Consider the following 23,129-nt stretch of genomic DNA (forward strand, 5'->3'; position numbering starts at 1 on the left):
TGTCTACCAGTGCTCAGCGCACGAGCTCACGCAGCTCCCGCTTGAGTACCTTGCCGTAGCTGTTCTTGGGCAGCTCGTCGACGTGGACATACCGCTTGGGTCGCTTGAAGCGGGCGATGCGCTCCAGCAGGTGCGTGTCGAGAGCGTCTTCGGTGGCGGTCCCGACGATGAAAGCGACGACCACCTCACCCCATTCGTCGTCGGGGGCGCCCACGACGCAGGCCTCCACGACGTCCGGGTGCTCGATCAGGACTTCCTCGACCTCACGCGGATAGATGTTGCTGCCACCGCTGATCACCACGTCCTTGCTGCGATCCCGCAGGGTGAGGAATCCGCGCCCGTCGAACGACCCCAGGTCACCGGTGCGCAACCACCCGTCGACCAGGGTGGCCGCCGTCGCCGTCGGGTTGTTCCAGTATCCGGACATGACGACGTCACCGCGACAGACGATTTCGCCGACCTCGTCGATACCGGCCGGGGTGCCGCCATCGTCGAGCACGGCGACCTCCACACCGGAACGCGCATAGCCGACCGAACCGAGCACCGCGTCGCTCGCGTCGAGATGATCGTGGCGGCGCAAACCGGTGATCGTCATCGGAGCCTCGCCCTGGCCGTAGAGCTGCACGAAGATCGGGCCGAAGGCGGCCATCGCCTTCTTGAGACTGTCCACGTACATCGGTCCGCCGCCGTAGACCACCGTCGTCAGGTTCTGCGGTCGCGGCCGGCCGGTTGCCACCAGACGCTGCACCATCGTCGGTGCCAGGAAACAGCTCACGCCCGGATGGTGATCGCACAGGTCGAGGAATTCCGCCGGCTCGAACCCCGCAGATTCGGGGATGACCTGCCGCGCCGCACGCAACACGTACGGTGCGATGTACAGACCGGAACCGTGCGACATCGGTGCACCGTGAATCAGGCTGTGATTCTCGTCAGGTGCGTCGAAGTCGGCGAGATGCGCCACCGTCATCGCCATCAGATTGCGATGTGACAGCATGGCGCCCTTGGATTTTCCGGTGGTGCCGCTGGTGTAGAACAGCCAGGCCAGGGCGCCCGGATCGGTGTTCGCCCGCACCGCCGGAGCATGGGCCAGGCGGACGTCGTAACCCGCGCCGCCGAGGACCTCCACCGGCGCACCGTCGAGCCCCACCGCGATCTTGGGGGAGGCGAATACCAGTGACACGCCGGCATCGTCGAGGATCTGCGCCATCTCGCGCGGATGTAGCTTGAAGTTGATCGGTACCACGACACATCCGGCAGCCCACACCGCGAACATCACTTCGATGATCTCCGGGCGGTTCTCGCTGGCGATGGCGATCCGGGCGCCGGTGTCATGCCTTGCGCTGAGGGATCCCGCCAGCCGCAGGGCCCGGTCGCGCAACTGTGCCCAGGTGTGCAGTTGCCGGGTGCCCAGGTATACCGCGCCGCGGTCGCCGAACCGGGCGGCGGCCTGCTCGAGTACGCCGAACAGGTTCACTGCTGGACCCACCGTGAGTCGAGCGCGAAATCTGACAGGTACTTCGTCGAGCTCCAGCCGCCGTCGACGACGATGGTCTGGCCGTTGATGAAACTCCCCGCGGGCGAACACAGGAACGCCACCGTGCCGGCGATGTCATCGACGGTGCCCAGGCGGGTGTGTGGTGTCATCTCGGTGTTGATCTTGCGGAACCGGTCATCCTCGAGGCGGGTGGCGACCATCGGGGTCAGCGTCACACCCGGTGCCACCGCGTTGCACCGGATGCCCTGGGCACCGTACTGGCAGGCGATATGCGTGGTCAGCGCGGTCAATCCGCCCTTCGCCGCGGAGTACGCCCCGCCGCGCAGCCCGCCCACCACCGCGAAGGTGGAGGTGACGTTGATGATGGCCGAGCCGGACGGCATGTGCGGCAACGCGTCCCGGGACAGCCGGAACGGGGCCCGCAACATCAGGCCCAGGAAATGGTCCAGTGCTTCGTCATCGGTCTCGTGCAGTGGCGTGGGGCTGCCCACCCCGGCGTTGTTGATCAGATAGTCGACGTGACCCCATGTCGACACTGCGGTGTCCACGATGCGCTGTGGCGCGTCGTCGTCGACCAGATCGGCGACCAGGGTGTGCACGGATCCGCCGCCTGCGGCCCGTAGTTCGGCGAGCCGTTGCTCGTCACGGCCCACACCCAACACGGTCATCCCGGTTTCGGCGAGCAAGGTGGCGCAGCGGAATCCGATACCGCTGCTGGCGCCCGTCACGATCGCTACCTGCATGTCAGCCTCTCATCAGGGTTGCTCGTATCTCGTGCTTCAGCACCTTTCCCGCGTCGTTGCGCGGGAGTGCCTCCCATCTGACGACCTGCTCGGGTGCCTTGAATCTGGCAACCCCGTGCTCGTCGAGCAGGCTGCGCAGCGCGGCCACATCGGGTGGGGGGTTCTCGGCGCTGACGATGACCGCACACGCGCGTTCCCCGGTGCGCTCGTCGGGAATGCCCACGATCGCGATCTCGTCGATGTCTGGATGCCCGATGAGGATGTCCTCGATCTCCTTGGCGGAGATGTTCTCTCCGTTGCGGATGATGAGGTCTTTGGCGCGGCCGGTCACCACCAGGTAGCCGTCCGGCGTGAGCCGGCCGAGGTCCCCGGTGCGGAAGTACCCGTCGGCATCGAGGTCGCGGTCATGCGAGTGCAGGTAACCCACCAGCATCTGGGGGCCACGCACCCGGATCTCACCGTCGACCACCGCGATATCGGCGATACCGGGTCTGCCGTCGGTATCGGCGGCGCGGTCCGGATCCTCGGGGGACCCCACGGTGCTCACCGGCACCTCGGTGGACCCGTACACCCGTGTCACCACGGCTTTTTCGAAGCTCTGGGTGGCGCGCCGGATCAACGACGGCGGTACCGACGCGCCGCCGCAGACGAAGACCTTCAGATCGGGAAGCCGGGTGCCGGCCCGCTCGGCCGCGCCGAGCAGGCCGTCCAGGAACGGGGTCGCCCCGGCCATATGGGTGCAACGGTGGGTGGTCATCAGCACCACCGCCGCATCCGGATCCCAGCTCTCCATGAGCACCGCGGTGGACCCCAGCAGCAGCGGGCACTCGAAGGCGTAGATCGAGCCGCCGATATGGGCGATCGGCGAGGGCACCAGGAAGGTGTCGCCGGCGTCGACCCGCCAATGCGCACCGATCTGCGCTATCAGCGCACCGATCGAACGATGGCTGTGCAGAACGCCTTTCGGGCGCCCGGTGGTGCCCGAGGTGTACATCACCATGCGTACCGACGCGGGATCGTGGGACTGGGGGAGCAGCGGCTCACCAGAGAGGAGCGACCCAAATTCGGTGAGCCCGTGTCCTTGATCGTGGCCGCGGACCACCACCACCTCCGGCGGTGTGGAGAGCTTTGCCGCCACCCGGGCCAACATCGCGGGATAGTCGTACCCGCGGAACACGGCCGGTACGAAGATCATTCGGACATCCGCATCGGCGATAATGAACTGCAGTTCACGATCGCGCAGGGATGGCAGCACGGGATTGACCACCATGCCCGCCCACGTCGCGGCCAGGTACACCACCGCCGCCTCGTGCCAGTTCGGCAGCATGAACGACACCACGCTGCCGGGCGGCATCCGCTCGGACATGGACCGGGCGAGTGTCGCGGCCCGGTCCCGCAGCGTCGCGGCGTCCAGCCGGGTGTCGCCGTCCACGATGAGCACCCGCCCCGGATCGTGCTGCGCCGTCTCGCGCAGGGTGTCGGCCAGTGTCAGGGGCGAGCGAAGCGACGGGGGAATGGTGGTCACCGTGTGACGCGCCGCATCGTCATCGAGTGCCGGTACTGCGCTGCCGGGTGGGTGTTCACGGTGACCTGGGCGATCTCACCGTCGGAGGTCGTATAGGTGCGCTGCATCTGCAGCGCCGGCGCGCCCGCGGTGATGCGCAGTGCGGCGGCCAGGTCGTCGGGCACCAGGACGGCGGCGATCTCCTGGTGTACGTCGACGATGCTGATACCGAACAGGTCTTCGATGAGCGGGAAGATCGGGCCCGAATGGCGTTGTAGCAGACGGCCGACCGCGGCGAAGGCCCGGTTGATGTAGTACTCGGTGCGGCAGATCGGGTTGCCGTCGGTGGCGCGACGGTACCCGGACACGGCCAACCACTGCTCGCCGATATCGAGTCCGGTGCGCTCGGCAGTCTCGGCGTCGATGGTGATCATCGCGTTCGACTCGATGTCGAACTGCGCGCCTGCGGCGAAGGCCAGCAGGTCGTCGATCGACATCACATCCTGCGCATAGGAACTCGACGACGTGCGGGGGATGACCTGGGTGCCGGTTCGGGGACGGGAGGAGACCAGATTGTCCTCGCGCAGGCGGCGCAACGCCTCCCGCACGGTGTAGCGGCTCACCGCGAACCGTTCGCAGAGCTCATGTTCGGTCGGCAGCTGGGATCCGACGGGGTATATCCCGTCCACGATCTCCTTGCGCAGCGTACGGGCCACCTGAAGGTAGCGATGCTCGGTGGCCTCGGTCGTCATGTCTGGGCTCCCACTCGTGTCATGCCTTCCGCAGCGCGAGCACGCTGCCCTCCCCGTCGGCTGACACGTACAGCGTCCCGTCGGGGCCCGCGGTGATCCCGGCGAACGGTCCCTGCGGCCCGGAGAACGGCGGCATGCCGCGCAGTGGTTTGGGTGTCACCCCGGGAGGGGCCCCGATGGGGAGGCCGGCGGCCAGGGTGTCACGGGCCCCGGTGGTCAGGTCGACCGACAGCACGGCCCTGGATCCGGCGTCGACGATATAGAGCACGTTGCCGCGCACCAGGATTCCCTGCGGTGTCAGCAGATCGTCCACGGCCGTCTCGGTGCCGGACCCGGTCACGCGTAGGACCGCGCCGGCCACCGAGACCAGCGGATGACCGTTCGGATCGATCGCGACCCCGACCGGGGTGTCCAGTCCGGTGGCCAGCGTCTCGGTGCCGGTGGCGCCGACCGCCAGCAGTCGACCGGTGCCCTGTTCCACCACGATCGGTGTATCGCCCGCCAGCGCCACACCGTAGAGCTGGTCCAAACCGTCTGCCAGATAATCGGTTTCGTTGGCGGCGGGCCGATAGCGTGCCACCTGGCCGCCTGAGGTGGTGACCACGAATTCGCCCGGACCCGACGGTGCCAGCCCCCGGAGGAAGCCGGGGTAGCCGGGGCTGAACAGCATGCCCACGGTCTGTAGGGCGCCCTCGGGGGTGACCAGATAGAAGTAGGTGCCGTCGGCGACGTACAGGTTGCCGCCGGCGTCGACGGTGACATCCAGCGGCCAGTTCAGCCCGCCCGGCAGCAGCGTCGCGGTCTGCCCGTCGGGTGACACCTCGGTGATCAGACCGGTGAAGGTGGAGACGAAAAGCCTTCCGTCGGCGAAGGCACAGTTGTCCAAACCGGGGGTGAGGGTCGCCAGTACGGTGTGTCTGCCGCTGCGCGGGTCGATCCGGAGCACCTGCCCGCTGGCCACCTGGGTGGAGACGATGTCACCGTTGGCATCGAACTTCACCGAGTCGGGAACCCCGAGATCGCCGGTCACCACCTCGGGTTCGCCGCCGTCGGGGTCGACCCGCCAGATCTGGTTGGCGGTCATCAGCGGGAAGTACAGCAACCCGTCCGGTCCGACCTCCATCGCATTGGGGGACGGCAGATCCGCCAGGATCAGCCGGGGCTCGCCACCTCCCGGGTCCAGCTCGAACAGCCGGCCGCCTTCGCGGCATTCGTTCACGAACAGCCGTCCCCGGTGAACGGTGATGCCGTTGGCCGACGGTAGGTCGTCGCGCAGCACGCGGGTCCGGCCGGTGGCCTCGCGTGCGCTGACCCGGCCGTCCATCACCTCGGTGGCGTACAGCGTTCCGTCCGGCCCGAAGGCGACGTCATCGGGAGCGATGATGTCACCGCCTTTGGCGCTGATCGTCTCGATCGTGCCCGTGTCCACGTCGACGGCACTGATCTGGCTGCCGGTGACCTGTGCGATGTAGAGCCGCCCGTCCGGGCCGGTGCGCACACCGTTCGCGCCGAACAGCCGGCTGGGCTCGGTCACTCGCGTCACGGTCCATCCGGTCGCCGCCTCCGGCGCCGTGCCGGCGGTGTATCGGCCGGCCTGCAGGGTGGTCATGGGCAGGACGCTACCAAGGTCGAACTAGTCCAGACAATAGAGATAGAAGGGTCTGTTATCGGTCTTGACGCCGTAAATGCCCTGCGGAATAGTGTTCTGCAATATGAAGAACATGAATTCTTGTCCGGACAATTGAGACCGTGAACGAGCTGTTGAATCTCGCCGGCCGCATCGTGGTGGTGTCGGGCGCCGGTGGCGGCGGTATCGGCACGACGGTCACGCGGCTGACCGCCGAGGCCGGTGCGACGGTCATCGCGGTGAGCCGGTCGCAGGACAATCTCGACACCCACGTCACACCCCTGGCCGACAAGGGCTTGGCAGTACTGCCGGTGGCGGCGGACGCCTCGACCGATGAGGGCATCGCCACGGTGATGGATGTCGTGCGCCATGGCGAGGGCGCGCTCTACGGACTGGTGAATGTCGCCGGCGGGGCGGCTCCGTCGACCTGGATGCCGTCGACCAGGGTGACGCGTCAGGACTGGCGGGACCTGTTCGCCGCCAACCTGGAGACCATGTTCTTCATGAGCCAGGCCGTGGCCGCGGAGATCAGGGCACAGGGCAATCCCGGCTCGATCGTGTCGGTGTCGTCGATCTCCGGGATGAATTCCGCGCCCTTCCACGTGGCCTACGGCACCGCCAAAGCGGCGATCGTGGCCGCCACCAGAACACTCGCCGCGGAGCTTGCCCCGGAAGGCATCCGGGTCAACGCGGTGGCCCCCGGTGTCACCGAGACCGCCGCCTCGGCGACGTATGTCGACGCCGATCCCGACCGTGATCAGCGGGCCATCGCGATGGGGCGGCGGGGGACACCCGAGGAGCAGGCCGGCGCGATCCTGTTCCTGCTGTCGGATCTCTCGAGCTACGTCACCGGGCAGACACTGCTGGTCGACGGTGGCCTGAACCTGCGCTGGACGCATCTGGGAGCGGACAACACGTCGCTCTTCCTGAAAGACGAGAACTTCCGCGACGCCATCAGGAGGATCCAGTGACCCACACCGAATCCGATCTCGACGCCGCCATCGAGATCGACGCCGCACCCGATGACTCCACGGGCGAGATCGCCGAGGACCTGTCCACGCCGATGACCATCCCGGTGGACGCCTACATCTCACCGGTGTACGCCCGCCACGAACGAGATCGGCTGTGGCGCAAGGTATGGCAGCAGGTCGGCCGGGTCGAGGAGATCCCGGAGATCGGCAGCTACCTGACCTACGACATCCTCGACGACTCGATCATCGTGGTGCGCACCGGACCGGACACCTTTGCCGCACACCACAACGTCTGCATGCACCGCGGGCGCAAGCTGATCGACAACCCCGAGGGCGCCAAGAACGCGAGCGGCCGGGCACGCAAGTCGTTCGTCTGCGGTTTCCACGGCTGGACCTACGGGCTCGACGGAACCTGTACCCATATCCGTGAGCAGGACGACTGGCAGGGCGCACTCACCCCGAGCAACACGCACCTGGCGCCCGTTCAGGTCGACACCTGGGGCGGTTGGCTGTTCGTCAACATGGACCCCGACGCCGAGTCGTTGGCCGACTACCTGATGCCGGCCGCCAAGATCCTCGACCCGTTCGGGCTGGAGAACATGCGCTACAAGTGGCGCAAATGGCTGTACTTCGACTGCAACTGGAAAGTCGCGATGGAGGCCTTCAACGAGACCTACCACGTGTTCACCACCCATCCGGAGTTCAACAAGTTCGGCGAGTTCAAGGGCTGGGCCAAGGCGCAGGGCAAGCACAGCAATATCGGCTATGACGCGCCGAAAGGTATGGACGAGACCAAATCCAAGATCCGCCTGGGCACCGGAGACCCGCGCATCTCCACCGCAGAAATGCAGGTCTACACCATGGAGGAGACCAACGCGACGACGACGAAGACGTTGGTCGACGCTGCCAAGCGCCTCGTCGACGAACTGCCCGAGGGCACCCCGGCCGACGAGGTGCTCGCGCACTGGCTGGCCTCGGCCCGCCGCGACGACGAGGCCCGCGGCGTGATCTGGCCGACCATCCCCCCCGATATCCTCGGCCAGAGCGGCACGGCGTGGCAGCTCTTCCCGAACTTCCAGGTGGGCCAGGGCCTCACCAGTGCGCTGTGCTACTCGGCGCGCCCGGATCCGAGTTACGACCCGGACAAGTGCCTCTTCGAGGTCGCGGTCTTCGAGCGGTATCCGAAAGGTGCAGAGCCCGAGACGGAATGGGTCTACACCCCGAAGGACTCCCCGAACTGGCTGTCGGTGCTGCCGCAGGATTTCTCCAATATGGCGGCGGTACAGCAGGGCATGAAGTCGGCGGGTTTTCCCGGCACGCTGCCCAATCCGTACCGCGAGCGCAGCACGGTCAACCTGCACCACCAGCTGTCGAAATACATGGGGACCGGCGAGCCCCGGGACATCTAGCGATTTCGGCGCGCTGACGCTCGCTCAGCGATCGCGAGCGCGCCGAAATCATGAGAAGGAGAGACGATTATGAAGGTCAATCTCGGCACCGGCGCGCAGAATTCGCAGGACTGGGACCGGGTGATGGCGGGCGATTTCAACACCCCGCCCGCCACGCCGGACTACCAATGCGTCCAGGCCGCGCTGGCGCTGGGTGATCTGGCCGAGCCGCTGGGGTTCGACGGCATCTGGTTCCCCGAGCACCAGGGCACGCCATACGGTATGACGCCCAACCCGATTCAGGCGCTCACCTACTTCGCCGGCCGTACCGAGCGGGTCAGCCTGGGCACCTTCGTGGCGGTCGCACCGTGGTGGAATCCGGTGCGGCTGGCCCACCAGATCGCCTACCTGGACATCGTCTCCAACGGCCGGTACAACACCATCGGTATCGGGCGTGGTGTGTCCAAGGCCGAGTTCGATGCCGTCGGGGTACCCCGCGAGGAGAGCCGGCAGCGGTTCAACGAAACCCTGGACATCCTGGAGTTGGCGTTCTCCGGTGAGCGGTTCTCCTATGAGGGCGAGATCTTCTCGTTCCCGGAGATGTCGCTGCGCCCCGAGCCGATCAGCAAGGATCTGTTCTCCCGCATCTACAGCTCGTCCTCGACCGCCGAGTCGCTGGAGATCCTGTCGCGGCGCGGCATGGTGCCGCTGTTCGTCGGAAACAAGCCGATCTGGGATGCCGGGGAGGAGGTCCGCAAGGTCAACACCTTCCGCGCCGAAGAGGGCTTCGAGCCCTGTCAGCCCAAGAACGTGATGTTCATGTACGTCACCGAAAAGGAGGACGACAAGCTCGCCGCCCTGACCGAGCAGTGGATCTGGACGGCCAACCGGGACGTCAACGTGCACTATGGCTTCGCCGATGCGTCGAACTTCAAGGGTGTCAAGGGTTATGAGGCCTACGCGGCGCGGGAGGCCACCGCCACCGCGGTGCTCGCCTCCGCGGTGACCGGTGACCAGAAGAAGGGCGGCCCGCCCGGATACCACGCCTCCAATCTGCTGATCGGTACCCCCGAGGTGGTGTTCGAGAAGCTCAAGGCCGCGCAGGAGGCGTGTTCGTTCTCCGAGGTGACCATCGTTCCGCAGTTCGGCACCATGCCGTACGAGGACGCTTTTGCGAGCACCAGGCTGTTCGCCAAGGAGGTGCTGCCCGCCGTGCATGAGTTGGCGGCACCGCTGCACGCCGCCGCCCTGCCCGAGGGCGCCACCGTATGACGACGGTCGAAAACAGCTGCGGGCCCACCGACACCCCTGTCGATATCGACATCCCGGCGATCCGCGCGAAGTACGCCGCCGAGCGGGCCAAGCGGCTGCGGTCCGAGGGGGCCGATCAATACCTGGAGTTGGAGGGCGATTTCGCCGAGTTCTACGAGGTGGATCCGTACACGACGGTCACCGAACGGGACCCGATCACCGAAGACGCCGACGTCGTCATCCTCGGCGGCGGCTTCGCCGGACTGCTGGCGGGGGCCCATCTGAAAAAAGCCGGGGTCGAGGGCATCCGCGTCATCGAGATGGCCGGTGACTTCGGTGGGGTGTGGTACTGGAATCGCTTCCCCGGAATCCAGTGCGACAACGACGCGTACTGCTATGTCCCGCTGCTGGAAGAACTCGACTTCATGCCGAGTAAGAAGTTCGCCGACGGCGCCGAGATATTCCAGCACTGCCGCAACATCGGTAAGCATTTCGGTCTCTACGACGGCGCGCTGTTCTCCACCCAGGTGCGCGAACTGCGTTGGGAGGACGCAACGCGGCGCTGGCAGATCAGTACCGACCGCGGTGACGACATCCGGGCCCGCTTCGTGGTCATGGCACAGGGTTCCTACAACCGCCCGAAGCTGCCGGGGATCCCCGGGATCAAGGACTTTGCCGGGCATGTCTTCCATTCCGCACGCTGGGATTACGAGTACACCGGGGGTAACCCCGACGGCGGTCTGCACAAACTCGCGGACAAGCGCGTCGCGCTCGTCGGCACCGGTGCCACCGGTATCCAGCTGGTACCGCACCTCGCCCGTGACGCCAAAGAGCTGTTCGTCTTCCAGCGCACACCATCCTCGGTGGACGCGCGGTCCAATCCGCCCACCGATCCGGAGTGGGCGGCGTCGCTGCAGCCCGGCTGGCAGGACGAGCGCAAGCGCAACTTCCACAACTGGTCACCGTTCGTCGGCGTGGTGTTCGGCGAACCAGACCTGGTGTGCGACTTCTGGACCGAGCTGGGTCGGAACCTGACCGCTCGCATCGCGGGCAGCGCTGACCCGGCATCGGTGACGATCGAGCAGATCATGGCGTTCCGTGAGGAAGAGGACTACAAGATCATGGAACGGCTGCGTCGCCGCGTCGCCGCGATCGTCGAAGATCCCGACACCGCCGAGGCGCTGAAGCCGTACTACCGCTTCATGTGCAAGCGGCCGACCTCCAGTGAGCATTACCTGGCCTCGTTCAATCGGCCCAACGTGACCCTGGTCGATGTGTCGGCATCCAAAGGTGTGGAACGGCTCACCGAGAAGGGGATCGTCGCCGGCGGTGTCGAATACGAGGTCGACTGCGTGATCTTCGCGAGCGGTTTCGAGATCTCCACCGAGATCAGCCGGCGGTTCGCGATCGATCGCATCGTGGGCCGAGACGGGCTCTCGCTGTTCGACCACTGGGCCGACGATTACCAGACACTGCACGGGATGACCAGCCGCGGTTTCCCCAACCAGTTCTTCATGGGCTTCATCCAGGGTGGGGTATCGGCCAACACCACCGCGATGTTCGAACAACAGGCCGAGCACATCGCCTACATCATCGCCGAGGCCCAGAACCGTGGTGCCACCACGGTCGAGCCCAGCCGGGAAGGGCAGGACGCCTGGGTGTCGACGGTCCGCGAACTGGCGATCGACAACTCGGCGTTCGAACTCTCCTGCACCCCTGGTTATTACAACAACGAGGGACGCGGGGGTGCGGAACGCAACGGATCGTTCCTCGGGGACTTCTACTCGCCCGGCTTCTATGCCTTCGACGATCTGATCGCGCAGTGGCGGGCCAAGGGTGACCTCGACGGGCTGGAACTCACGTGAGCGCTGCCCTGAGATTCGACGATCGTGTCGCCGTCATCACCGGCGGCGGCCGGGGCCTGGGCCGTGAGTACGCCCTGCTGCTGGCATCGCGAGGTGCGAAGGTCGTCGTCAACGATCCGGGCAGCAGCCTCACCGGCGACGGTTCCGACGGCACTCCCGCACAGCAGGTGGCCGATGAGATCGTCGCCGCCGGCGGGCAGGCCGTTGCCAACACCGATTCGGTGGTCACCGTCGACGGCGGAGAAGCCATCATCGACAGCGCCATCCGGCACTTCGGCCGCATCGACATCCTCATCCACAACGCCGGCACCGTGCGCCGCGGGTCGCTGAAGGAACTGAGTCCTCAGGACTTCGACGCCGTGCTGGACGTGCACCTGCGCGGCGCGTTTCACGTCGTCCGGCCGGCATTTCCGGTCATGTGTGCCGCCGGTTACGGCCGCATCGTGCTCACCTCGTCCATCGGCGGGCTCTACGGCAACCACCATGTGGCCAACTACGGGGTGGCCAAGGCCGGGCTGATCGGACTGTCGAACGTGGCGGCCCTCGAAGGGGCCGCCGACGGTGTCCGGTGCAACGTGATCATTCCCAGTGCGGTCACCCGGATGGCCGAAGGCATCGACACCTCGGCGTACCCGCCGATGGGGCCCGAGTTGGTGGCCCCGACCGTCGGCTGGCTGGCCCACGAATCCTGCTCGGTGACCGGGGAGATGCTGGTCGCGATCGGCGGCCGGGTGGCCCGCGCCTTCATCGCCGAGAGTCCCGGGGTGTACCGCCCGTCGTGGACCATCGAGGATGTCGCCGACAATATCGACGGAATCCGCGATGTGTCGGAGCCGGTGATCTTCCCGCCTGCGCCCGACGGGCACACCGACCACATCCGCTACAGCTTTGCGAAGGCGACCCATGGCTGACGGACCGCTGGCCGGGGTGCGGGTCATCGACCTCACCGCCATGGTGATGGGGCCGTACTGCACCCAGATCATGGCCGACATGGGCGCCGACGTGATCAAAGTGGAACCGCCGCAAGGAGATAACACCAGGTACATCTCGGTGGGGCCGTCCCCGGGGATGAGCGGGGTGTTCGTCAACGTCAACCGCGGTAAACGGGCGATCGTGCTGGACCTGCAGACCGACGACGGCAGAGCGGCGCTCCGCGGACTGATCGGGACTGCCGATGTCTTCATCCACTCGATGCGGGCCAAGGCGATCACCACACTGGGATTCGGTTACGCCGATGTCGTCGAGCTCAACCCGTCGATCGTCTACACCAACTGCTACGGCTACGGCCGGCGCGGCCCGGATGCGGACCGGCCCGCCTACGATGACACGATCCAGGCCGAGTGCGGATTGCCTGCGGTGCAACAACAGTTGACCGGGGAAGCCGGCTACGTCGGGACCATCATGGCCGACAAGGTGGCCGGCCTGACGGCGCTCTACGCCACCACGATGGCGCTGTTCCATCGGGAACGCACCGGTGAGGGCCAGGAGGTGGAGGTCAGCATGTTCGAGACGATGGCCTCCTTCATGCTCGTCGAACACGCCAACGGCGCGATGTTCTCACCTCCGCTCGGGCCGGCCGTGTACCCGCGGGCCGTGGCGCCCAACCGGCGGCCGTATGAGACCAAAGACGGTCAGATCGCCGCGCTGATCTACAACGACAAGCACTGGCGTGGATTCGTCGAGCGTGTCCAACCCGATTGGAACACAGGTGAGTTCGATACGCTGGAGCAGCGGGCACGCCAGATCGACACCGTGTACGGGTTGGTGGCGCAGACGCTGAAGGAACGCACCACCGCGGAGTGGCTCGGGCTGTTCCGGGAACTGGAGATCCCGGCCGCACCGATCAACACCCTCGACGCGTTGTTCGACGACCCGCACCTCAACGCGGTCGGTCTGTTCGAGACGGTCGATACCCCGCACGGGCCGGTGCGTTTTCCCGGCGTGCCCACCTGGTTCTCCCGGACGCCCGGACGCGTTCGGGGACCGGCGCCCGAACTCGGTGCCGACACCGAGACGGTACTGGCCGAACTCCAGGCGCTGCCTCGGCACTAGGAACGTGTCCGCCGGAGATATTGCTTGCGCGGGATCCGCGCGGGGCGTATCGTCGAACATACGTTCGAGTGAATTGTGGCTCCCGATACCCGGTGAGCTTTGCCTGCGACTGTGTCGCTGAGAGGTTCGCTGGTCCCCGTGGGACTGTCCGAGCCACGTTGCCTTGTCGAGCCTGAATCGTCTGCCCGCGTGCACCTTTGCGAAAGGTTGGGGTATCTGGCATGGACGCCACCCATCTCGACACCTTCGTCGATGCGCTCATCGATGACCTCACTGCGGCGCCTCCGCCCGAGGAGGGTGCCGAACGCACGCTGTTCGATCTGCTCGACCATCCCCGGCGGGTGGTCGACGAACAGCCGGTGCTCGCCGTGCTGGCGGTCGCGGTCACCGCCCGGAACCTGTTCGACCATGTGATCGCGCAGGCGGCCGCGGCCGCTGAGCGTCTCGGGATCCCAGCACGCCGACACCTGCGCTCGGGAGCCGATCTGCTCATCAGCCTGGGGGTGGCCCCCGGCGCCGCGCGCAGGGCTGTGCGGGTGGGGCGGGCAGCACACACTCTGCCGGCCCTCACCCGGGCGCAGCGTCTGGGTGGGCTCGGCATCGAGTTCGCCGACGCGGTCGGTAGGGGAGTCGCACACATCAGTGACAGGGTCGCGTTGTCCGATGAGGACAGGGCGACGGTCGCCACATTGCTGATGATCCAGACCACGCCCGCGGACGTGAGTAAGAAAGCCCGCGAGATCGCCATCGACAAAGCCTCGAAACAACCGCACGACGAGGCGGCGGTGCCGATCGCGGAGAACAGTGACCTCAACGAGATGACGCTGGTGCAAAACGATGATGGACGGGTCAGTGCCACCCTCGATCTCGATGTGCTGACCGGCGAGGAGCTGTTCGCAGCGTTGGACCCGTGGTGTCGGCCCGTGCCGCTACCGGATGGATCACCGGACCCGCGGTCGACCGGCAGGCGTCGCGCGGACGCATTCGGTCAGCTGGTGCGGGGCTTCCTGTCGAACTCACAGCGTCCGACCTCCGGTGGGGTGCTCCCGCACGTCACCCTGCTCCGGCCGGCCGGGGCAGGGCGAGCGGGGGTGCCCGATGACGGGTGCGTGGACACCCTCGGTTTCACCGGGCCGGTCAGTGCCACCACCGCCGATCTGATCTCCTGTGACAGCTCTCTCGGATCGGTGATCGTGGACGACGTCGGCGCCCCGCTGGACGTGGGGCGCAGCGAGCGGCTGTTCCCGCCCAGGATTCGTAAAGCGCTGGCAGCGCGCGACCGTGGCTGCGCGTTCCCCGGGTGCGGGAGGCCGGTGTCGTGGTGCGACGCCCACCACATCGAGCCGTGGGGCGCTGGAGGCGTCACCTGCCTCGACAACGGCGTGCTGTTCTGCCGATGCCACCACACCTTGATCCACCACAGCAACTGGCAGGTCTACCTGGGCCCTGACCGCCACCCCTGGTTCATCCCACCCCGTGATCCGGCCGGTCCCGAACCTCCGCATATGCGATCGCACGCACGACGGACCATGACCGACCTGCCCGCCGCCGCCTAACCGAGTGGGGCGCACCTTGACAACTACACAGGGAATCGCACGAGCGGCGGGAACCGGCGGAGATGACGCCGTCGGACCCGCCACGACGATGCACCGGCGTGCACGTCCGGCTAGAAGGTCTAGAAGGTCTAGAAGGTCTTGGCCAACCGGTCGGCGAGAATGGCAGCGAACCGCGCCGGATCGTCGAGGGAGCCCCCCTCGGCGAGAAGGGCTGTGCCATAGAGCAACTCGGCCGTGTCGCTGAGCCCGTCCTGTGACGACGCCAACGCGTCCCGCAGACCTGTGACGAGGGCGTGCTCGGGGTTGATCTCCAGAATGCGCTTGCCGACGGGCACCTCCTGACCGGAGGCGCGGTACATGCGCGCCAACTGCGGGGTGATACCGAAGGTGTCGGTGATCAGGCAGGCCGGCGACGAGGTCAGCCGAGTGGACAGCCGCACCTCCTTGACATGGTCGTCGAGCGTCTTCTGCAGCCAGGTCAGCAGATCGGCGAACTCGGTGCGGTCGGCGTCGGCCGTGTCGTCTCCGGAGCCGAGGTCGACTTCACCCTTGGCCACCGACTGCAGCGCCTTGCCCTGGAATTCCGGCACCGACTCCACCCACACCTCGTCGACGGGGTCGGTGAGCAACAGCACTTCGTAGCCTTTGGCCTTGAACGCCTCCAGGTGCGGCGAACTCTCCAGCAACCGGCGCGATTCGCCCGTCGCATAGAAGATCTGCTCCTGGCCGTCCCGCATCCGGCTCACGTAGTCGGCCAGCGTCGTCGGGGTGTCCGGACTGAAGGTTGACGCGAACGACGACAGTCCCAGCACGGTCTCGCGGTTGTCGGGGTCGGAGAGCAGGCCCTCCTTGAACGCGCGCCCGAACTGCGTCCAGAAGGTCGCGTAGTCGTCGGGTCGGTTGGCCTGAAGGTCCTTGATCGCCGACAGCACCTTCTTGGTGAGGCTGCGCCGGATCACCTTGATCTGGCGGTCCTGCTGCAGGATCTCGCGAGACACGTTGAGCGACAAGTCCTGCGCGTCGACGACACCCTTGATGAACCGCAGATACTCGGGCATCAGCTCATCGCAATCACCCATGATGAAGACGCGCTTGACGTACAACTGCACGCCGGTGTGCCCGTCCCGGTTGAACAAGTCGAACGGCGCCTGCGAAGGGATGAACAACAGCGCCTGATACTCGAAGGTTCCCTCGGCCTTCATCGCGATGACGTCGAGCGGCTCATCCCAGGCATGCGCGATGTGCCGGTAGAACTCCTTGTATTCCTCGTCGGAGACCTCGCTCTTGGGCTTGGCCCACAGCGCGGTGCGCGAGTTGATCGTCTCGGTTTCGACGGTGACGGTCGGCTCGGTGTTCTCCGCGCCCTCCTCCGTCGATGCCGGGACGGTCTTCTCGACCTCCATCCGGATCGGCCAGGAGATGAAGTCGGAGTACTTCTTGACCAGCTGCCGGATCTTCCACGGTGCGGTGTAGTCGTGCAGTTCGTCGTCGGCGTCCTCGGGCTTGAGGTGCAGCGTGACCGACGTGCCCTGCGGGGCGTCGTCGACGGTGGCGATGGTGTAGGTGCCGTCACCGCTGGATTCCCACCGGGTGGCGGTGTTTTCGCCGGCCTTACGGGTGAGCAGGTCGACCTTGTCGGCCACCATGAACGTCGAGTAGAACCCGACGCCGAACTGGCCGATCAGTTCTTCGGTGCTCTCGTTGGACTCCTGCAGTTTTCTCCGCATCTCGGCGGTGCCGGACTTGGCGAGGGTGCCGATCAGGTCGACGACCTCGTCGCGGGACATGCCGATGCCGTTGTCGCGGACGGTCAGCGTCCGCGCCGTCGAGTCGAGGTCCAGGTCGATGTGCAGGTCGGACGTGTCGACGTCGAGGTCCTTGTCCTGGTACGCCGCGAGCCGCAGCTTGTCCAGGGCGTCGGAGGCGTTCGACACCAGTTCCCGCAGGAACGAGTCCTTGTTGGAATAGATGGAGTGCACCATCAGCTGCAACAGCTGACGGGCCTCTGCCTGGAATTCCCGCTGTTCGACCTGATCGCTCACGCAGCCATAGTAAAACCGGCCGAGCTAGCCGAATTGCACCCCCTGGGCGAGCGGCAGATCGGATGAGTAGTTGACGGTGTTGGTGGCCCTGCGCATATAGGCCTTCCACGCATCCGAGCCGGACTCGCGGCCGCCGCCGGTCTGCTTCTCCCCGCCGAACGCGCCGCCGATCTCCGCGCCGGAGGTGCCGATGTTGACGTTGGCGATACCGCAGTCCGAGCCGTCGGCGGCCATGAACCGTTCCGCCTCGCGGATGTCGGTGGTGAAGATCGCCGAGGAAAGACCCTGCGGGACGGCATTGTTGAGTTCGATCGCTTCGTCAAGGGTGTCGTAGGTCAACACGTACAGGATGGGGGCGAAGGTCTCGTCGTGCACCACCGCGGTCTGGGCGGGCATCCGGACCACGGCCGGGCGCACATAGTACGAACCCTCGCCAAGGTCCACGCGCTCGCCTCCGACCACCTCACCGCCGTCGGCGCGGGCCTGTTCGAGTGCACCCACCATGTCGCGGTAGGCGCGCTCGTGCACCAGCGGGCCGACCAGCGTGCCGTCGGCCGCCGGATTCCCGACCGGCAGGGTGCGGTAGGCGGCCGTGATGCGGGTGATCAGCTCGTCGGCCACCGAGCGGTGCGCGATGACCCGGCGCATGGTGGTGCAGCGCTGGCCGGCCGTGCCGGCCGCGGAGAACACGATGCCGCGCAGGGCCAGGTCCAGATCGGCCGACGGGGTGACGACGGCGGCGTTGTTGCCACCCAGTTCCAGCAGGACCTTGCCGAACCGCTGGGCGACCCGGGGGCCGACCTCGCGGCCCATCCGCACCGAGCCGGTGGCGCTGACCAGCGCGACCCTCGGATCGTCGACCAGGAGCTCGCCGATCTCCTTGCCGCCCTGGATGAGCCGGGAGATCTCGGTCGGCTCGCCGACATCGCGCGCGGCCCGCTCGATCAACGCCTGACAGGCCACCGCGGTCAGCGGTGTCAGCTCGGAGGGCTTCCAGACCACGGTGTCACCGCAGACCAGCGCGACGGCGGTGTTCCACGCCCAGACCGCCACCGGGAAGTTGAAGGCCGTGATCACCCCGACCACCCCGAGCGGATGCCAGGTTTCCATCAGCCGGTGTCCAGGCCGTTCGGAGGCGATGGTCTTGCCGTACAGCTGTCGGGACAGGCCGACCGCGAACTGGCAGATATCGATCATCTCCTGCACCTCGCCGAGCGCTTCCGAGGTGATCTTGCCGGCCTCGACGGTCACCAGGGTGGCGAGATCGGCTTTGTGCTCGACGAGCAGCTCACCGAGGCGGGCCACCACCTGGCCGCGTACCGGAGCCGGGGTGGTGCGCCAGGTGGCGAAGGCCTCGGCAGCGGCGGCGATCGCGGAGTGGGCCTCGGCCACCGGAGTGTCGGCAACGGTGAACAGCACGTCACCGGTGATCGGGGTGCCGGCCGCCACGCCGTTTTCGGCCTCGATGAGATCGGCGCCGATGGCCTGTAGCGCCAGGCGCGCCCGGTCACGTAGCTCACCGGCGGTGGGCAGGGTCGATTGCATGGTGGTCATGATGCCGCCTTCTGGTAGAGGTCGTACGGGTCGTGGATGTGGTGGCCGATCGCCCCCGCCATCCAGTCGAGGCTGTATGGGCCGGTCGCCCCGGAATCGGAGACCGCGTCGCAGACCCGGACGTCCTCATCGACGTTGGAGCGGAAGATGCCCGCGGCCGATGCGGGGAGGAAGTCCTCGTAGACAACGGGTTTGGCCGGGTCGCCGCCGACGTAGTAGGCCAGTCCGGCCGCCGCCATCTCCGCGTCGGTGCCGGGGAAGTAATCGGTCCACCGTGCCGGATCGGTGATGGCGGCGTCGTAGCGCTCCCGCCCGAGCGGGGTGAGGGCCACCCCGCGCGCCTCGACCTCACCGAAGCGCACCCGCAGCGCGCCGTCGAACTCCACACCGTCGGCGCCGCGGAACCGGCGCGGTTCGGCCAGCGCCCGGAATGACGTCTGCCGCAGCAGAACCGCGGGGCCCTCGGTGCGCGGCGGTCCTTGGATGGCATCGATCATGGTGACGCCGCGGGCGGTCATCCGCCGGTACAGCTCGTCGATATCGAGGACGCGGGGTGTGAGGTGGTTGATGTGGGTGGTGGTGACACCGGCGATATCGGCGGCCACGGCCGAGACCTCGGCGAGCTCGTCGTACCAGCCCTTGTCGATGGGGGAGCGGGACAGTGCGAACGCGGCGGTGGCGCGGCGCACGAAGTCGCCGGCCTCCTCGTCGTCGCGCGCACCACCGGCGTCGGCGATGCGACGGGCGTCGGCGATCAGGTCGGGTGCGAACAGCTGTCGCCGCTCGATGAATCGGTCCACCCTGGCCCGCAGGCCGGAGTCGAAGAACCTGGCGTCGGCGGTGGCGAGCATCGAGGTGAACACCCGGAAGGGATTGCGGTCCAGCTGGTCTGCCTCGATGGGCCGGAAGGCGGTCGAGACCACCGGCACCGGTGAGGCGGCCTCGCGCAGGTCGTAGTACCCGACCGGGTACATCCCGAACGCGGCGAAAAGGTCGGCGACATCCGCCATCTCCGCGGCATTGCCCACCCGGATGGCGCCGTGGCGTTCCGCGGTCACCCGGTCCAGCGATCCCCACCGTCCATCGCCCGCGTACTCCCGGTTCACCTCGGTGCTGACCTGCACCAGGGTGGTGTAGGCCGGTACCTCGGTGCCGTACATCTGTGACAGGGCTGCGGCGAATGCGGCGCGTAGCTGCGATGTCTCGATCACGCGCGGTAGGGTCCGGCCATGGCCGATGCCGACCACCTCGACGATATTGACCGTGCGCTGGTGCGGGAGTTGATCACGGACGGACGAGCCACGCTCGCGCATCTCGCGGCGACGGCGGGGTTGTCGGTGTCTGCGGTACAGGCCCGGGTGCGGCGGCTGGAGTCGCGCGGCGTGATCACCGGGTACGCGGCCCGCATCGATCCCGAAACAGTCGGCAACATGCTGTCGGCGTTCGTGGCCATCACCCCTCTCGATCCTTCTCAACCCGATGATGCGCCCGCCCGCCTGGAACACATCCCCGAGATCGCGTCGTGTCACTCGGTCGCGGGCGAGGAGAGCTACATCCTGCTCGTGCGGGTGGGTTCGCCGCGAGGGCTGGAAGACCTGCTGCAACAGATCCGGACAGCGGCCAACGTGCGCACCCGCAGCACGATCATCCTACAGACATTTTACGAAGGACGCGAGTATCTACCGTAGATATTCCTGCTGTCGATGGCGTAGACCGTAAATATCGCGTTAGGATGCGGGCATGACTGCTGTCCTGCCCGACCGTGACGTGACCGTGTCCGCCTCTGAGGTGCCCGCCCACGAGGTACCTGCCGTCCTGAGCCGCAGCATCCTGGCCGACGGCTTCGATTTCGTGCTCGACACCGAACAATCGCGCGGCTCCTACCTGGTCGATGCCCGCACCGGCGACCGCTACCTGGACATGTTCACGTTCTTCGCGTCCTCGGCGCTGGGGATGAACCATCCGGCGCTGACGGCCCCGGAGTCGCGCGCCGAACTGGGCGCCATCGCGGTCAACAAGCCGAGCAACTCCGATATCTACACCGTCACCATGGCCCGGTTCGTCGATACGTTCACCAGGGTGCTCGGCGACCCGGCACTGCCGCACCTGTTCTTCATCGACGGGGGAGCCCTGGCGGTGGAGAACGCGCTGAAGGTGGCCTTCGATTGGAAGAGTCGGCGCAATGAGTCACGGGGACTGGCCGCGCCGGGTTCCCGCGTACTGCACCTGCGTGGCGCCTTCCACGGCCGCAGCGGCTACACGATGTCGCTGACCAACACCGATCCGAACAAGGTCGCGCGGTTCCCGAAGTTCGACTGGCCGCGCATCGACGCGCCGTATCTGCGCCCGGGAGTAGATCCCGTTGCGCTGGAGGCGGAATCGCTGCGGCAGGCGCGCGCCGCGTTCGAGGCGTACCCGGACGATATCGCCTGTTTCATCGCCGAGCCCATCCAGGGCGAGGGCGGTGATCGGCATATCCGCCCCGAGTTCTTCGCCGCCATGCGGGCGCTGTGCGACGAGTTCGACGCGCTGCTCATCTTCGATGAGGTGCAGACAGGTTGCGGGATGACCGGAACCGCCTGGGCCTACCAGCAATTGGGCGTACGCCCGGATGTGGTGGCGTTCGGCAAGAAGACGCAGGTGTGCGGCCTGATGGCCGGTGGTCGCGTCGACGACGTGCCCGACAACGTGTTCGCGGTGAGTTCGCGGATCAACTCCACCTGGGGTGGCAACCTCACCGATATGGTCCGGTCCCGGCGCATCCTGGAGGTCATCGAAGCCGACGACCTGATGCGCAACGCAAGGGTGCTCGGCGACCACCTGCTGGACCGCTTGCGCGACGTGGCATCCGAGTTCCCCGCGCTGGTGCGCGATCCGCGCGGGCGTGGCCTGATGTGCGCGTTCAGCATGCCGTCGGGTGCCGCACGCGACGAGCTGGTGAACCGGTTGTGGGACCGGCACGTGATCATGTTGCCCAGTGGGGTGGATTCGGTGCGCTTCCGGCCGGCGCTCACGGTGTCCCGAGACGAACTCGACGCCGCCGTCGACGCGGTGCGGGCTGTCCTGAACACCCTGTGATCAGCTCTGGCGCTTTCCGACGTAAACCCCCTCGGGCCTGAATCGCAGCATCGGTTCTTCGTACTCTTCGAAGGCATGCGCCACCCAGCCCACGATCCGCGCGATACCGAAGACGGTCTCCGGGGCATCGGCGGGCATCCGGAACTGCACTGCCATCGCCGCCAGGGCCAGGTCGGAGTTCACGAAATCTGTAGACGCCGCAATGGTGTCGACGGCGGCGCGGACCCGCTCCCCGCCGCCGGCGCGCTCCAGGAGGCCGAGCAGCGCCCCGGCCCGTGGATCGTGATCGCGGTAGATACGGTGGCCGGTGCCGGGGATGCGCTCGCCGGCGCGCAGACTGGCAGCCACCGCGCTCACCGGATCATCCACGGCGCCAAGCAGATAACGATAGGCGGCGGTGGCAGCCCCGCCGTGCATGGGACCGTCCAGGGCCGCCAGCCCCGCCGCGACCACCGAATAGACTCCTGCCCGCGCGCTCGCGGCGACCCGGGCCGCGACGGTGCTGGCCGCGAGATCGTGGTCGGCCAGCAGCACCAGGGCCGCGTTGAGCACCGCCACCCGGCGCGGTGTGGGAGACAGCGGGGAGAGCTTGGGCCACAGCCGTTTTGCGTACGAACCCGTGCCGACGGAACTCGACCCCGGTGGCAGCGCCGTGGCCACGGCCTCCAGGATCTGCATCGCCTTGGTGGTGACCGCCTCGGGAGTGCGTTGATACCGCATCGGATCCGCGGCGCCCGCCAGATCCACGGCGATCCGGACGATATCCAGCCGGGTGGCGGTGCTCGGCAATGCCGCGCGCAGATGGGCTGTCGCGTCCTGGTCCAGCGGGGGGTGTTGTGGTGGCACCTGGTGCTCCCACAACAACCGGGCGACATCCAGGAAGTCCGCGGTCGCCAGCTCGCGCGCGGGCTGGCCCTGGTAGCACAACTCGTCCCCGGACAGTGAGGTGATCTGGGTGCGGATCCGCTCGACCACACCGGCCGGCGGCCGGGCCCGGGCACCCTCGCGGGTGAGGGATTCCACGTCGTCGACCGCGAACACGCTGCCGCGGACCCCCTCGATGCGCACGCTGTGCAGCCGGCCGCGGCTGACGTAGGCGTACACCGACTCGGGTTTGATCCCGAGCACCTTGGCGACCTGGGCGGTGGTCAGGTAGTCGTGTCCGTCGTGGACGATCGCGGCGGGCCAACGGCGGGTATGACGCCGCGGTGGTGCCATCTCGTCCTCGTTTCATATTGATCAGATCAACAT

18 protein-coding genes are annotated in these 23,129 nt (G+C 67.1%); 9 read left to right on the top strand and 9 right to left on the bottom strand.

From position 1 onward, the window contains the following. Positions 1-13: 13 nt before the first annotated feature. Genes FHU31_RS08170 through FHU31_RS08190 form a run of 5 tightly spaced genes read right to left on the bottom strand, consistent with a single transcriptional unit; the run spans position 14 to position 6,103 of the window. Positions 14-1,474 (bottom strand): AMP-binding protein, encoded by a 1,461-nt coding sequence (locus FHU31_RS08170; protein WP_167157327.1) that lies wholly within the window; start codon positions 1,472-1,474, stop codon positions 14-16. Then, the gene (locus FHU31_RS08175; protein ID WP_167157329.1) at positions 1,471-2,238 is read right to left on the bottom strand and encodes an SDR family NAD(P)-dependent oxidoreductase; all 768 of its coding nucleotides are present in this window, start codon (positions 2,236-2,238) and stop codon (positions 1,471-1,473) included. Before FHU31_RS08175 ends, FHU31_RS08170 begins: the two co-directional genes overlap by 4 nt. Position 2,239: 1 nt before the next feature. Then, entirely contained in the window at positions 2,240-3,763 is a 1,524-nt protein-coding gene (locus tag FHU31_RS08180; RefSeq protein ID WP_167157331.1) for an AMP-binding protein, read from the bottom strand. Next, entirely contained in the window at positions 3,760-4,494 is a 735-nt protein-coding gene (locus FHU31_RS08185) for a GntR family transcriptional regulator (RefSeq protein ID WP_167157333.1), read from the bottom strand. The genes FHU31_RS08180 and FHU31_RS08185 overlap by 4 nt, the downstream gene beginning before the upstream one ends. A gap of 19 nt (positions 4,495-4,513) precedes the next feature. Further along, positions 4,514-6,103: an SMP-30/gluconolactonase/LRE family protein gene (locus tag FHU31_RS08190; RefSeq protein WP_167157335.1), complete on the bottom strand. Its 1,590-nt coding sequence runs from the start codon at positions 6,101-6,103 to the stop codon at positions 4,514-4,516. A gap of 140 nt (positions 6,104-6,243) precedes the next feature. Here FHU31_RS08190 and FHU31_RS08195 point away from each other — a divergent pair, with 140 nt between their 5' ends. The 7 genes from FHU31_RS08195 (at position 6,244) to FHU31_RS08225 (ending at position 15,204) form a co-directional block, all read left to right on the top strand. Then, positions 6,244-7,092 (top strand): SDR family NAD(P)-dependent oxidoreductase, encoded by an 849-nt coding sequence (locus FHU31_RS08195; protein ID WP_167157337.1) that lies wholly within the window; start codon positions 6,244-6,246, stop codon positions 7,090-7,092. Next, positions 7,089-8,501, top strand: coding sequence for an aromatic ring-hydroxylating oxygenase subunit alpha (locus FHU31_RS08200; RefSeq protein ID WP_167157339.1), 1,413 nt, complete (start codon positions 7,089-7,091; stop codon positions 8,499-8,501). The genes FHU31_RS08195 and FHU31_RS08200 overlap by 4 nt, the downstream gene beginning before the upstream one ends. 69 nt (positions 8,502-8,570) lie before the next feature. Continuing rightward, positions 8,571-9,752 carry an LLM class flavin-dependent oxidoreductase gene (locus FHU31_RS08205; protein ID WP_167157341.1) on the top strand — a complete coding sequence of 394 codons (1,182 nt, stop codon included), beginning with the start codon at positions 8,571-8,573 and terminating at the stop codon, positions 9,750-9,752. Next, complete coding sequence (locus FHU31_RS08210; protein ID WP_167157343.1) at positions 9,749-11,596, top strand: flavin-containing monooxygenase; 1,848 nt, start codon at positions 9,749-9,751, stop codon at positions 11,594-11,596. The genes FHU31_RS08205 and FHU31_RS08210 overlap by 4 nt, the downstream gene beginning before the upstream one ends. Continuing rightward, entirely contained in the window at positions 11,593-12,507 is a 915-nt protein-coding gene (locus FHU31_RS08215) for an SDR family NAD(P)-dependent oxidoreductase (RefSeq protein ID WP_167157345.1), read from the top strand. Before FHU31_RS08210 ends, FHU31_RS08215 begins: the two co-directional genes overlap by 4 nt. Next, the gene (locus FHU31_RS08220) at positions 12,500-13,648 is read left to right on the top strand and encodes a CaiB/BaiF CoA transferase family protein (protein ID WP_167157347.1); all 1,149 of its coding nucleotides are present in this window, start codon (positions 12,500-12,502) and stop codon (positions 13,646-13,648) included. The genes FHU31_RS08215 and FHU31_RS08220 overlap by 8 nt, the downstream gene beginning before the upstream one ends. Positions 13,649-13,869: 221 nt before the next feature. Beyond that, positions 13,870-15,204: an HNH endonuclease signature motif containing protein gene (locus FHU31_RS08225; protein ID WP_167157349.1), complete on the top strand. Its 1,335-nt coding sequence runs from the start codon at positions 13,870-13,872 to the stop codon at positions 15,202-15,204. Positions 15,205-15,332: 128 nt separating this feature from the next. On the opposite strand, the gene htpG is transcribed toward FHU31_RS08225, so the two are convergent. From htpG to hglS, 3 genes are read right to left on the bottom strand one after another with little or no spacing between them, the layout of a single operon-like run. Beyond that, complete coding sequence (gene htpG, locus FHU31_RS08230) at positions 15,333-17,246, bottom strand: molecular chaperone HtpG (RefSeq protein ID WP_167157351.1); 1,914 nt, start codon at positions 17,244-17,246, stop codon at positions 15,333-15,335. Between the two features lie 24 nt (positions 17,247-17,270). Then, positions 17,271-18,800, bottom strand: a complete 1,530-nt coding sequence (gene amaB / locus FHU31_RS08235; RefSeq protein WP_167157353.1) for an L-piperidine-6-carboxylate dehydrogenase — start codon at positions 18,798-18,800, stop codon at positions 17,271-17,273. Then, the gene (gene hglS / locus FHU31_RS08240) at positions 18,797-20,011 is read right to left on the bottom strand and encodes a 2-oxoadipate dioxygenase/decarboxylase (protein ID WP_263987900.1); all 1,215 of its coding nucleotides are present in this window, start codon (positions 20,009-20,011) and stop codon (positions 18,797-18,799) included. The genes amaB and hglS overlap by 4 nt, the downstream gene beginning before the upstream one ends. 18 nt (positions 20,012-20,029) lie before the next feature. Between hglS and FHU31_RS08245 the strand changes: the two genes are divergently transcribed. Together FHU31_RS08245 and lat are read left to right on the top strand one after the other, a co-directional pair. Continuing rightward, the gene (locus FHU31_RS08245; RefSeq protein WP_167157357.1) at positions 20,030-20,488 is read left to right on the top strand and encodes an Lrp/AsnC family transcriptional regulator; all 459 of its coding nucleotides are present in this window, start codon (positions 20,030-20,032) and stop codon (positions 20,486-20,488) included. 52 nt (positions 20,489-20,540) lie between these two features. Beyond that, the gene (gene lat / locus FHU31_RS08250; RefSeq protein ID WP_167157359.1) at positions 20,541-21,878 is read left to right on the top strand and encodes an L-lysine 6-transaminase; all 1,338 of its coding nucleotides are present in this window, start codon (positions 20,541-20,543) and stop codon (positions 21,876-21,878) included. Here lat and FHU31_RS08255 read toward each other — a convergent pair whose 3' ends face one another. Continuing rightward, positions 21,879-23,096, bottom strand: coding sequence for a citrate synthase (locus FHU31_RS08255; protein WP_167157361.1), 1,218 nt, complete (start codon positions 23,094-23,096; stop codon positions 21,879-21,881). Positions 23,097-23,129: the final 33 nt, after the last annotated feature.

Source organism: Mycolicibacterium fluoranthenivorans (assembly GCF_011758805.1).
Classification (GTDB): Bacteria; Actinomycetota; Actinomycetes; order Mycobacteriales; family Mycobacteriaceae; genus Mycobacterium; species Mycobacterium fluoranthenivorans.